The following is an 11,591-nucleotide window of genomic DNA, read 5'->3' on the forward strand; positions in this document are numbered from 1 at the left end:
TTTGGGAATGATCGGAACAGAAACGGTACAGGGTATGGTATTGGAGCTACAGGATGAAATGTCACAGTATCAGCATCAGTTTGGGGTAAGACGAAACCATTTTCTCGCGGAGGCTATGTCCTACGGAATGAGTGAGGAGGAATGCCAGTCTTATGCTATCCAGAGTATTGGTCCGGTCGTTCCCGTCGCCTATATGCCTACGTTGGCCCCCGGCAAAACCCGACCGCTCAGTCCAATGTTGGCAGCGCGGTACCGATATGCGGGGGATTGGAAGGACATCGACGAGCATCTGCTCCTACCAGATGAAGTGCTGCGGATCGCAGGTACAGAGCAGTTCCGCAGCTGGATCAGCGATATGCGGAATTACTGGGTGGAATCGGCTCCATACCGATTCGGGGATGATCGTCTTTCGCTGCTGTCGGTTGCGAGCGAGGAAGAGGGTCACTTTTCCATGCTCGTCTGGAAGGAGCCTGGTGAAGAGCCTGAAGTATGGACGTATGCTTTGCAGCATGAATACCGATTCAGTCATCTGCTCCATTGGTTCAAGTGGCTGAACGGGCGCAGTGAAGAATGAGAGGTACAGATGATGAAAAAGAATCGTAATTGGGTCGTGCTATTTATCGGCATCGCTCTGATGATGGGGGCAGCAGACTATTTAACACAAGCTAAGCCTACGACTCCTCCTGAGCTTATCGTTCCAACCGTAATCAGTGAAGAAAGCCTTCAGTTGTGAGAATGAAGTTAATTTTTTGTAGTATTACGTTGTTAAAGTAAGCCGGAATTCACCCTAATAGTTGAGAGGGAATTGAGGCCAACATCAATGAATGTGGAGCCATTCAGATGTTCAAGCGACTCCGTCATTTCCTCTACAGCTTATATTCAGGGGGAATTTCAATGGCTAGAAGTGCAAGTACTTACGCGTCTGTAATTGACGGTTTTAAGGTAGAAACGAACAAAAAGTATTCGCCAGTAGGTGGAACGAAGTGTAATATTTTTGCACAAGATGTGATGTCTGCGATGTCGGCTTCCCTGCCAAGTGGCTTAGCCAATCAAATGGCTGATGCTTTACTGAATAAAAAGGCGCCGGGCTGGGACTCTGTAACCTTTCAGGATGCTCAAAAAAGAGCAAATCTAGGGTATCCTACCATCGGTATCAAAAAAGCGGATGGTCATGGTCATGTAGTCGTTGTCAGACCGAAGGGTTCATCGATTACGATTTTGAAAGAGGTACAGGTTGCTCAGGCGGGGACAAAAAATTATAACAGTAACACTATTAACTACTCGTGGGTGGCAGCAGATTTGCCTGGAGTGAAATTCTACACACACGACTAATTGGATTCGAGATATCGGCAATCTAATGACCCTGGAAGCAGATCCATTCGATCTGCCTCCAGGGTCGTTTTTTTATTTCGAAACAGAATGTTTAGATACAATGAACGCTTTGCCTGGCTTGATAAAAGCAACAGCATAGCCATTGGAGAAGGAGGAGGATTCCACTCTGTACTCAAGTTTAGTCAGCAGTTGTCCCTGACGATTGATGTAACCGAATTTGCCGTCTGAGACGGATGATTGTGTTTGTTTACCGACTAAAGCAAGGCCTTCTTTGAACGGAGTAGTAACATCATATTTTTGTTGATATTTAATGACTAGCGTTCCGTTTTTATCAATAAATCCGACTTCGTTTTTTGCATTTTTCACACTCGCCAAGCCTTCACTAAAATCCTGGGCATCCGTAAATTTAAAGGGAATCGCGACTTTTCCCAGTTTATTGATGAATCCCCATTTTCCCTTGGCATTTTGGACTGGAGCCAATCCTTCCGAGAAGTCTCCACCGGATTTATATTGAGGAGGAATGACTTCTTTCCCTGCTGTATTGATGTACCCGTATAGCCCTTTGCTATTCTGAACAATAGCCAAGCCATCCGAGAAACCACGACTGTATTTATATTTATAAGGAATCGCTAGTTGACCAGAGGCATTCACAAAACCGATCTTACCAGTGTTGGGGGCGTAGGCAAGAGCCAGACCGTCCGTAAATATATATTCTGAATCCCCATTTTCTTTAAAATGAGAAAGGATTTTTCCCGTTCGATCTATAATTGCATTTTCTTTGGTGTCTGCTATGGTTACCTTTGCTTTTCCTTCAGAAAAGAAATTGGCTTCGGTATATTGGCAAGGGATGACCAGTGCCCCTTTGGTGTTAATGTATCCATAGAGATTGGTTTTTGTATTTTTGACTACGGCTCGCTGCTCATGAAAATCACCAATGGGTTTAAGCTCGGCGGGAAGTGAGAAAGCTTTCTCTCCTTTGGAATTGTAATACACGAGGTTTCCAGCAGATGTTTCAGCGGCTAATAAGCCATCATGAAAAGCACCATCGCTCAGCGGGCGAGCAACGTTGTAATCCAGAGCAGTTTTAGAAACTTCAATGGTTGTTGTGCTGGATGCGGCCCAGCCTGTTCCAATAACGGAGAGGCTAGTAACCAGAATCAATGCAGCTAATCCTAACTTTTTTAACATGCATAAGCTCCTTTGTGAGTTGACTTTTTAACTTCAGGCTTCGAAAAATCTTACCCTCATACGTAAGGTCTTCCATAATATAGACGATAAAAATGTAGGAATGTTTCTTGATATTCTAAATTTTTCTAATTTTCAGCACATGAAAAAGCCCTGCTTCCAAGTATGACACTTGCTATTCTCATCTCTACTCATCTCTTCTCACCCCAGCTATTCTTTGGCTACGGAGGGGCTATCAAGTTACTCCGTAAGCTCATGTTAGCATTTTACAGAATCGAATAACATATCATTTGGCAGAACCTCTTATAGTGAAAATCGATTACTATTGAGAGATTAAAGATAAGAGATCACGTTCATTTTCAAGAAAAAAAGTGAAGAAACAGTGTCATTTTAAAAAAAGTCTATACATATAAATTAAATGTATAGACAAATCAAAAGACTGGATTTATAATTACGCTGTAAACGTTTTCTAGTACTTAACATCCAATCAGACCTTGAAGGGAAGGAACAATCATGAAGAAAATTTTGCTGGCGTGCAGCTCAGGTATGTCTACAAGTTTGCTGGTTACTAAGATGCAGGATTATGCTAAGTCCATTGGAGACGAGGCTGAAATTTGGGCAGTAGGTCAAGATCAGGCGGCAGAAGATATGGCTAAGGCTGACGCAGTATTGATTGGCCCGCAAATGAGTTTTCTTAAAGGACAGCTGGAAAAGGAAGCAGCCCAATATGGTATTCATGTAGAAGTGATTGACATGATGGCATACGGGATGGTTGACGGTAAGAAAGCCTATGAGCAAGCAGTGAAGCTGGTGGAACGCAAAAATGGATAAAGTCAATATAGCTGAACTGACGGAAGAGCAAATTAGTTTCCAACTTATTCTTCATAGTGGAAGCGCTCGCAGTAAAGTAATTCAGGCGCTGACCGAATATCGAAATGAGAATGTAGAAGGTGCGGACGAACTGCTCAAACAAGCCAAGCAGGATTTACGTGCTGCGCATGATATCCATTTTCAAATGGTTAAGAAGGAAGCGGGAGGTACCCAAACTCCTTTCTCGCTCCTTCTAATGCATGCCGAGGATCATCTGATGTCCACGGTTACCATGAAGGATCTGGTTCTAGAATTGCTGGAACTGTTCAAATCCAGAAATTTATAACGGAACATGTAAGTTTGAGAAATTTGGGACATGAAAAGCTTGCAACCCTATTGATGCAAGTCACTTCGCGGGGAGGAATAGGCTTTGTTTGAAAAATTAAGCCGGATACTGATACCTATTGCCGGTAAACTGAACAACAACCGCTATCTTACTGTACTGCGTGATGCATTTATGCTGTCATTTCCATTAACGGTTTTTGGCTCCATTATCGTCGTTATTATCAATCTGCCGTTTCTAAAAGGGTGGATGGGCGACGGCAATTATGCGACTTTTAGCAGTCTGCTGAACATTGCGCCTAATGCCACACTGAATATCATGACCTTATTTGTAATCGTCGGGATTGGGTATTACCTATCTCGAAGTTATAAGGTCGAGCCCATATTTGGCGGCATGATTGCGTTGGCTAGTTTCTTGATGCTCACCCCGTTTGTGTTGACACAAGAAAGCGGTGCCACGATTGCTGGTGTCATTCCGGTTGATCGGATTGGTGCCAAAGGCATGTTCCTTGGTATGATCGTCGCTTTTATTGCGGCAGAGATATACCGAAAGGTGACGCAACGAAATTTTGTCATTAAAATGCCTCCAGGCGTTCCGCCGGCAGTTGCCAAATCATTTGCCGCTTTGCTTCCGGCATGTATTACATTGGGCATATTTTTGATCATTAATGTTGTAGTTACACTGACCCTTCATAATAACCTGCATGATCTGATTTATCATGCTGTACAGGCACCTCTGGTGCATTTGGGCAGTGGCATTATACCTACATTGATTGCTATTTTCTTTGTTCAGCTTTTATGGTTCTTTGGGCTGCATGGTCAAATTATTATTAACTCGGTTATGGACCCAATCTGGAATACGCTGGCACTTGAAAACTATGAAGCGTACTCCAAAGGAGCAGAACTGCCGCATATCATCACCAAGCAGTTTGTGGATATTTACACCGTAGGTATCGGTGGTACAGGTATGACACTGGCTGTCGTGCTTTCGATTCTGATCTTCCTGAAGAGTAAGCAATTGAAGCAGGTCAGTAAGCTGGCCCTTGGACCGGGTCTGTTTAATGTCAACGAACCCGTCATATTCGGTCTGCCGATTGTGATGAATCCGCTTATTTTTGTTCCATGGGTTATTTCTCCAATGATCGTTACGCTGATTACTTACTTTGCCATGACCACCGGGATTGTGCCGCCGCCAAACGGAATACAGGTTCCTTGGACGATGCCGTTGTTCTTTAGTGGAATGATGGCTACGGGCTCCCTGATGGGTGGCGTGCTGCAGTTGTTTAATATGGCTGTCGTCTTTGTCATCTGGTTCCCGTTCCTGAAAATTATTGACCGGATGAACGTTCGTAAAGAGCAGGAAGAGGAGCTTAGCCAAGCAGCCATTGCTGGTAAGGATCAAACTGTTGGAATGTAATGTGGATAAGCTGCTAGATTAGCAGCTTATTCATTGCAAAAGAGAGAGGAGTAGAGCTGTGAATCATACCGAAATGAAAGATACAGAGCAGCAAACCATTCAATACCGTTTTCCATCCGACTTCTGGTGGGGCTCATCGGCCTCGGCTACCCAGACAGAAGGAACCGTGGAGGGGGACGGCAAAGGACCGAACATTTGGGATTATTGGTTTGAGCAGGAGCCGAACCGTTTTTATGACGAGGTTGGACCTGGCGAAACGTCCCGTTTCTATACCCGTTACAAAGAAGATATTGCACTCATGAAAGAGCTTGGTCACAACTCTTTCCGGTTCTCTATTTCCTGGTCGCGTCTGTTTCCGGCAGGGAAAGGTGCATTAAACCAGCAGGCGGTTCAATTCTATAATGCCGTCATTGAAGAGTTGCATCAGGCGGGTATTGAGCCGTTTGTGAACTTGTATCATTTTGATTTGCCGATGGCTTTACAGGAAAGTGGAGGCTGGGTGAACCGGGAGACGGTCGAGGCTTACGTGGATTATGCTAACACTTGCTTTGAGCTATTCGGGGATCGTGTAGCCAAATGGTTTACACATAACGAGCCGATTGTCCCGGTGGAAGGCGGCTATCTGTACGATTTCCACTATCCGAATGAAGTGGATTTCGGTAAAGCCGTACAGGTGGGATATCATACCCTGTTATCGAGCGCCAGTGCCATTAAGGCTTACAGAGAAGGCGGTTATAAGGGCAAAATCGGAATTATTTTGAACCTGACGCCAACTTATCCGCGTAGTCAGCACCCGGCAGACGTGCAGGCTGCTGAAATATGCGATGCGTTCTTTAATCGTTCCTTTTTAGACCCATCTGTGACGGGAGAATTCAATCCTTTGCTCGTGGAGCTGTTACGCCAAGAGGGATATGTACCAAGCATGGAAGACGGAGATCGGGAGATCATACGCCAGGGCACTGTGGACCTGCTGGGGATTAACTATTATCAGCCACGCAGAGTCAAGGCTCGCGAAAGTCTGCCGAACCCGGATGCGCCTTTTGTGCCGGAACGATTCTTCGATTATTACGTCATGCCTGGTCGCAAGATGAATGAAATGCGGGGCTGGGAGATTTATGAGAAAGGCATTTACGACATTCTGACCAATGTCAGAGAAAATTATGGCAACATTGAATGCTTCATTTCGGAAAACGGAATGGGCGTTCAAGGTGAAGAAAAGTTCAGAGATGAACAGGGCATGATCCGCGATGACTATCGCATTGATTTTATCCGTGAGCATCTCAAATGGGTCCAACGAGCGATCTCAGAAGGCTCCAATGTGAAGGGCTATCACTTATGGACGTTTATGGACAATTGGTCCTGGACGAATGCTTATAAGAATCGCTATGGTTTTGTGTCTGTCGATCTTCAGGACGGTGGCAAGAGATCCGTTAAACAGAGTGGGCACTGGTTCAAACAGGTGATCGAGAATAACGGATTCTAAGGTGGTCCTCTGGACCGCCTTTTTTTCTTCATCATCGTCAAAGAACTGTGCTGTACGCCGCTGGTGAGAAAGTATAATGTTCGGTATACTTACTTATACCGTAATACCTTAACGTCCCGCCTGCAGAACAAAAGGAACCAGCGCTACCGATGTTTTGGTAAAATGCTGACATAAAACAATTTTTAGTACAGGTGGTAGACAGATGAACAAATACGAGCGGATTGCACAAGAGGTCAAAGAGCGGATTATGAATAAGACCTATAGCAGTGATGATCCGATTCCCGATGAGATCTCACTGGCAAAAGAGTTTCGTGTAAGTCGGATGACGATTAAGCGGGCATTGGACACATTGGTGATGGATGGGTTGCTGAATCGTAAAAGAGGACACGGAACCTTTATCGTCAAATCAGTTCACAATGGCCCTGTTAACGTTGTCGTAAATGAAATGCTGGGGTTAACCAACGTACTGCGCGGGAAAGAGATCAAAAATAAAATCGTCGCCTTTGACGTTCAATTTCCATCCGAAGAGGTAGCGACCCATCTATTTATTGATGCCAATTCTCCTGTATATCATGTGATCCGTCTGCGTGTCGTGGAGGGTGAGCCCTACGTTATCGAGCGCACATACATGCCCACGAAGCTGATCAGCGGTATTACAGAGGAGGTGCTGTACGGCTCGGTGTACAAACATATTAAGGAGGAGCTGGGACTTAATATTGTCGGTTCACACCGTACCATCCGGGCATCCAAGTCAACGGAACTGGATCGTGAGCATTTGGACTGCGCAGCGGATGATCCAATCTTGGAAATTGAGCAGGTGGGTTATCTGGATACAGGTATACCATTTGAATACTCGTTCTCGCGGCATCGGTACGATAAATTTGTGTTTACCACAGTGAATCGAATGCGTTGATTAGTAAAAAAATAAGCATAAGGGTTCGAGCTACATATTCTCGAATCCTTGTGCTTTTTTGTGTTTACAATAAGTTTAAGGGAAAATGAGATGCTTTATTTTTTACAATAAGCAATAAAACTTTCTATCCATTGTATGGTTATAGTTTCGCGTAAAATAGCACCATCTAATACAAGATAATCGCCAAAATTATCACTATCAAGAGGAGGAATAGTTTCATAACGTTCTTTATTTTTGCGTAAATGTTCCAGCCTATCTTGATGTTGAAGCAGCTGATGTTCCAACAAATATAATCGGGTTGTTATATCCAGATGATTAGAAAAATACATTCTCAGCTTAAACACATCTTTGGGAGTGGGTTCAATAGGCTCTGCTTTTTTTAGCCATTGTAAAAAATCTTCTTTGCCATTCTCCGTAATCGAATACAATTTTTTTTCTAAAATTTCTCCGCTAATTTGGATCTCGTAGACGATAAGTCCCTCATTAAGCAGTTTTTTTAATTCTGGATAGATCTGACTATGCTTTGCAGTCCAAAATTCGCCTAAATCTTTACTGAATTCTTTACCTATATCATAACCAGTCATAGGTTCTTTATTTAACAAGCCCAGAATGGCATATTTTAAAGTTCTCATAAGGCAATCTTCCTAACATTTTCGTCGTTTATTGGTTAAGTATAACATATTTAGCGAGTCCACAATAAGATTGATATATTATTGAAAACATATTTAATAAAACATATAACTACATACATGTTCCTGTTGATATATTTCAAAGCGCGTGTTAATATTATTTCGAAATATGTGAATGATTTCACAATACAACGACGAGGGAGAAGAAGATCTCAGTGGAACTTACAAAAAAGAGATGGATTATTCTGATTGCAAGCTGTTTTATTAATCTGTGTATTGGATCAATTTACGCGTGGAGTGTATTTTCTGCCCCAATGGCAGAATATTTGAGCAGCGTCACAGGACTTAGTTTAACACCGGGGAATTTGGCTATTGCATTTACGATTACAAATTCGGTAGGTCCTATCACGATGATTTCAGGTGGCTGGATTAATGATCGATTCGGGCCCAAGAAAGTGATCTTTGTAGGGGGCTTGCTATTTGGAGGCGGTATGATTTTATCAGGATTTGCAACATCTGTAGGTTACCTGGTATTGGCTTACGGTATCGTACTCGGCCTAGGAACGGGAATGGTTTACGGATGCACAATTAGCAACTCTATTAAGTTTTTCCCTGACAAAAGAGGATTAGTTGGCGGTATAACAACGGCTGCTTATGGAATAAGCTCAGTTATTATACCTCCTATTGCCAATAGTTTAATCAGTAGGTCTGGTGTGACATCAGCATTCATTATCATCGGTATAGCATTTCTTATTATTGTATGTGCTGCTTCTTTCTTCATTGAGAAATGTCCATCTGACTTTGTTCCTGCAGGATGGACACCCAAGACTGTAAATGTTGGCCGTTCTATTCAGAACGACAAAGACTGGAAAGGCATGCTCTCAAGCCCTCTGTTTTATATCATGATCTTGTTATTAATGTGTGGTGCTTTTGCCGGACTCATGTGTACATCACAAGCTTCTCCTATAGCTCAGAAAATGATTGGTATGTCTGCGGCAGCCGCTACGACAGTTGTTTCCGTATTGGCATTGTTTAACACGGGCGGACGAATCGTTGCAGGCTATATTTCGGACAAAATCGGTCGAATCAATACCCTGGCTTTTTCTTCTGTCTTTTCGGTCATAGGACTCACATTGCTTTATTTTTCAGGCGAAGGTAGTGTGTTGACATTCTATATTGGTATTTCAGTTATTGGTTTATGTTTTGGTGCACTGATGGGGGTATTTCCTGGATTTACTGCCGATCAGTTTGGTGTGAGAAATAATAGTGTGAATTATGGAATTATGTTTATTGGATTTGCAACAGCAGGATACTTTGGCCCATCGATTATGAGTCATGTTTACAGCACAGACAGTAGCTATCAGAGAGCCTTTGTCATTGCGGCCGTACTTGGCATAACCGGACTTGTTCTAACATTTGTATATAAGTTCACTACCCGAAAAAATCAGAAGATGGCTGTGGATATGAATCAGAAAGCTATCAATTAACCCATAGCAATAAATACAGATAAGGAGCATGAGATCATGCAAAGAAAATATCCCAATCTATGTAAACCAATTACAATTGGAAATGTGACTTTCAGAAATAGAATGTTTGGCTCTCCTATGGGAGGTACAGATATTACAGCTGACTGCACTATTGGACCGAAATCTACAGCTTTTTATGAATTAAGAGCAAAAGGCGGTGCTGCGTCAGTTACGGTCAGCGAAGTCGTGGTTCATCCTGAGACGGAAGCTTCCCATATGTACCATCTGGATCTGGGGACAGTAGATTCTCTTGCTAGTTTTACCTATACTGCAGACGCTATTCGCCGTCACGGGGCAATTGCCAGTGTGGAATTGTCTCATTCTGGACAGTATGCAGGAACTTATCTGACTGACAAAAATAAGAAACAAGGACTTGCTCAGTGGGGACCCAGTCCAGGAGTACGTCCAGACGGCAGAGAAGTAAAGGAACTTACGCAAGAACTAATTGCTGACATTGTAGCAGCTTATGGTAGATGTGCTGGACTGGCCAAGAGAGCAGGTTACGAAATGATTATGGTTCATGGCGGACATGGATGGTTAATTAATCAGTTTTTTTCTCCTTATTTCAACCGCAGAACAGACAAGTATGGCGGATCTTTGGAAAACAGGGTGCGTTTTGCACAGGAGGTTCTTGACTGTGTTCGTAAAGCTGTGGGTTCTGGCTTCCCAATCGAGTTTAGAATGAGTGGCTCAGAGTTATTTGAAGGCGGCTATGGTCTGACAGAAGGTATAGAAATTGCTAAATTAATCGAATCAAGAGTCGACTTGCTTCATGTATCTGCAGGAACCTATCAGACAGGATTTGGTATCACACACCCTTCGATGTTCTTGCCTCATGGAAGTAATGTTTATCTTGCAGCAGAGATTAAGAAGCATGTAAGTGTTCCGGTTGCAACGGTCGGCGGATTAAATGACCCGGCACAAATGGAAGAAATCATTGCCAGCGGTCAGGCGGATGTTGTTGAAATGGCTCGCGCACTGCTTGCTGATCCAGAGCTTCCAAGAAAGGTGATGAGCAACCGCGACGAGGACATTATTAAATGTCTGAGATGCTTCACCTGTATGGCAGAACGTGCAGAAACATCCACAAGACGCTGTACAGTTAACCCATTAATTGGTCGTGAGATGGATGGAACAGAAATTTACCCTTCCCCTAATCCACGCAAGGTTTTAGTAGCCGGTGGAGGCCCAGGCGGGCTTTATGCAGCTCTTACTGCAGCCAAACGCGGACATAAAGTTATTCTATGTGAGAAGGCTGACGAGATAGGCGGTATTTTGAGGGGAGAGCAGGCGATTCCTTTTAAATATGAGATGTATGAATTAGGTGTTACTCTCGGAAAGCTGGCTAAAGACGCTGGCGTTGAGATCCGTTTGAATACACCTGTTACTAAAGAGTATGCAGAGAAAGAAAATGCTGATGCGTTAATTATCGCAGCTGGTTCCGCAGCAATTGTTCCTCCAATTCCTGGATTGAATGGTGATAACGTAGTCATTGTTAATAACTACTATCTGGAGAAGGATAGGGTCAGCGATAGCGTAGTCGTATTGGGAGGCGGTCTGGCAGGCTGTGAAGCAGCAATTCACCTTGCCCAGGAAGGTAAGACGGTTCATCTGGTAGAGATGAGAACGGAGCTGGCTCCGGATGCTAATATTAGACATCGTCCGATTATGCTAAAAGAAATCGAAAAGAATAACATTCAGGTTCATTTAGGATTTAAAGGGCTGAGTGTTACACAAGAAGGTGTTGCTTGCGCTGATCAAAATGGTGAAGAACATTTTGTTCCAGGTACTTCAGTCATTTGTGCGCTTGGACAACGTCCAAGAAGAAACGTAGTAGATGAGTTAATTGATTGTGCACCTTATGTTGCACAAATCGGAGATTGCGTTAAGGCATCTACTATCACGACTGCAATATATCAAGGATATCATGCAGCGCTTGATATCTGATTATCTG

General features: G+C 43.4%; 12 protein-coding genes. 10 read left to right on the top strand and 2 right to left on the bottom strand.

From position 1 onward, the window contains the following. Positions 1–7: 7 nt before the first annotated feature. The 3 genes from MHB54_RS14030 to MHB54_RS14040 all read left to right on the top strand — a co-directional run bounded on the left by MHB54_RS14030 (position 8) and on the right by MHB54_RS14040 (position 1,332). The gene (locus MHB54_RS14030; protein ID WP_264454387.1) at positions 8–574 is read left to right on the top strand and encodes a hypothetical protein; all 567 of its coding nucleotides are present in this window, start codon (positions 8–10) and stop codon (positions 572–574) included. Between the two features lie 9 nt (positions 575–583). Beyond that, on the top strand, positions 584–733 hold the full coding sequence (locus tag MHB54_RS14035) for a hypothetical protein (protein WP_179085434.1): 150 nt from the start codon (positions 584–586) through the stop codon (positions 731–733). 161 nt (positions 734–894) lie between these two features. Beyond that, complete coding sequence (locus tag MHB54_RS14040; protein WP_023990966.1) at positions 895–1,332, top strand: hypothetical protein; 438 nt, start codon at positions 895–897, stop codon at positions 1,330–1,332. Positions 1,333–1,404: 72 nt separating this feature from the next. Here the strand turns inward: MHB54_RS14040 and MHB54_RS14045 are convergent, their stop codons facing one another. After that, positions 1,405–2,520 (bottom strand): WG repeat-containing protein, encoded by a 1,116-nt coding sequence (locus MHB54_RS14045; RefSeq protein WP_264454388.1) that lies wholly within the window; start codon positions 2,518–2,520, stop codon positions 1,405–1,407. Positions 2,521–3,030: 510 nt separating this feature from the next. Between MHB54_RS14045 and MHB54_RS14050 the strand changes: the two genes are divergently transcribed. The 5 genes from MHB54_RS14050 to MHB54_RS14070 all read left to right on the top strand — a co-directional run bounded on the left by MHB54_RS14050 (position 3,031) and on the right by MHB54_RS14070 (position 7,482). After that, positions 3,031–3,348: a PTS sugar transporter subunit IIB gene (locus MHB54_RS14050; RefSeq protein WP_013312603.1), complete on the top strand. Its 318-nt coding sequence runs from the start codon at positions 3,031–3,033 to the stop codon at positions 3,346–3,348. After that, on the top strand, positions 3,341–3,673 hold the full coding sequence (locus tag MHB54_RS14055; protein WP_013312602.1) for a PTS lactose/cellobiose transporter subunit IIA: 333 nt from the start codon (positions 3,341–3,343) through the stop codon (positions 3,671–3,673). Before MHB54_RS14050 ends, MHB54_RS14055 begins: the two co-directional genes overlap by 8 nt. 84 nt (positions 3,674–3,757) lie before the next feature. Next, a complete protein-coding gene (gene celB, locus MHB54_RS14060) occupies positions 3,758–5,086 on the top strand; it encodes a PTS cellobiose transporter subunit IIC (RefSeq protein ID WP_023990964.1) in 1,329 nt (442 codons plus the stop codon). Positions 5,087–5,159: 73 nt separating this feature from the next. Further along, positions 5,160–6,569, top strand: coding sequence for a glycoside hydrolase family 1 protein (locus tag MHB54_RS14065; protein WP_034095229.1), 1,410 nt, complete (start codon positions 5,160–5,162; stop codon positions 6,567–6,569). Positions 6,570–6,771: 202 nt separating this feature from the next. Continuing rightward, positions 6,772–7,482: a GntR family transcriptional regulator gene (locus MHB54_RS14070; protein WP_023990962.1), complete on the top strand. Its 711-nt coding sequence runs from the start codon at positions 6,772–6,774 to the stop codon at positions 7,480–7,482. A 95-nt stretch (positions 7,483–7,577) separates the two neighbouring features. Here the strand turns inward: MHB54_RS14070 and MHB54_RS14075 are convergent, their stop codons facing one another. After that, positions 7,578–8,114: a PadR family transcriptional regulator gene (locus tag MHB54_RS14075; protein WP_023990961.1), complete on the bottom strand. Its 537-nt coding sequence runs from the start codon at positions 8,112–8,114 to the stop codon at positions 7,578–7,580. A 212-nt stretch (positions 8,115–8,326) separates the two neighbouring features. On the opposite strand from MHB54_RS14075, the gene MHB54_RS14080 reads away from it, so the two are divergent. Both MHB54_RS14080 and MHB54_RS14085 read left to right on the top strand, forming a co-directional pair. Next, complete coding sequence (locus tag MHB54_RS14080) at positions 8,327–9,598, top strand: L-lactate MFS transporter (protein WP_023990960.1); 1,272 nt, start codon at positions 8,327–8,329, stop codon at positions 9,596–9,598. A gap of 36 nt (positions 9,599–9,634) precedes the next feature. Then, complete coding sequence (locus tag MHB54_RS14085) at positions 9,635–11,584, top strand: oxidoreductase (protein WP_023990959.1); 1,950 nt, start codon at positions 9,635–9,637, stop codon at positions 11,582–11,584. Positions 11,585–11,591: the final 7 nt, after the last annotated feature.

This window comes from Paenibacillus sp. FSL M7-0802 (assembly GCF_038004945.1).
In the GTDB taxonomy this organism is placed as follows: Bacteria; Bacillota; Bacilli; order Paenibacillales; family Paenibacillaceae; genus Paenibacillus; species Paenibacillus polymyxa_B.

Excerpts from the sequence above, each read along its gene's own strand:
- MHB54_RS14040 (WP_023990966.1), top strand. The coding sequence starts at position 895 with ATGGCTAGAAGTGCAAGTACTTACGCGTCTGTAATTGACGGTTTTAAG.
- MHB54_RS14030 (WP_264454387.1), top strand. The coding sequence starts at position 8 with ATGATCGGAACAGAAACGGTACAGGGTATGGTATTGGAGCTACAGGAT.
- MHB54_RS14085 (WP_023990959.1), top strand. The coding sequence starts at position 9,635 with ATGCAAAGAAAATATCCCAATCTATGTAAACCAATTACAATTGGAAAT.
- MHB54_RS14070 (WP_023990962.1), top strand. The coding sequence starts at position 6,772 with ATGAACAAATACGAGCGGATTGCACAAGAGGTCAAAGAGCGGATTATG.
- MHB54_RS14075 (WP_023990961.1), bottom strand. The coding sequence starts at position 8,114 with ATGAGAACTTTAAAATATGCCATTCTGGGCTTGTTAAATAAAGAACCT.
- MHB54_RS14045 (WP_264454388.1), bottom strand. The coding sequence starts at position 2,520 with ATGTTAAAAAAGTTAGGATTAGCTGCATTGATTCTGGTTACTAGCCTC.
- MHB54_RS14035 (WP_179085434.1), top strand. The coding sequence starts at position 584 with ATGATGAAAAAGAATCGTAATTGGGTCGTGCTATTTATCGGCATCGCT.
- MHB54_RS14065 (WP_034095229.1), top strand. The coding sequence starts at position 5,160 with ATGAAAGATACAGAGCAGCAAACCATTCAATACCGTTTTCCATCCGAC.
- MHB54_RS14050 (WP_013312603.1), top strand. The coding sequence starts at position 3,031 with ATGAAGAAAATTTTGCTGGCGTGCAGCTCAGGTATGTCTACAAGTTTG.
- MHB54_RS14055 (WP_013312602.1), top strand. The coding sequence starts at position 3,341 with ATGGATAAAGTCAATATAGCTGAACTGACGGAAGAGCAAATTAGTTTC.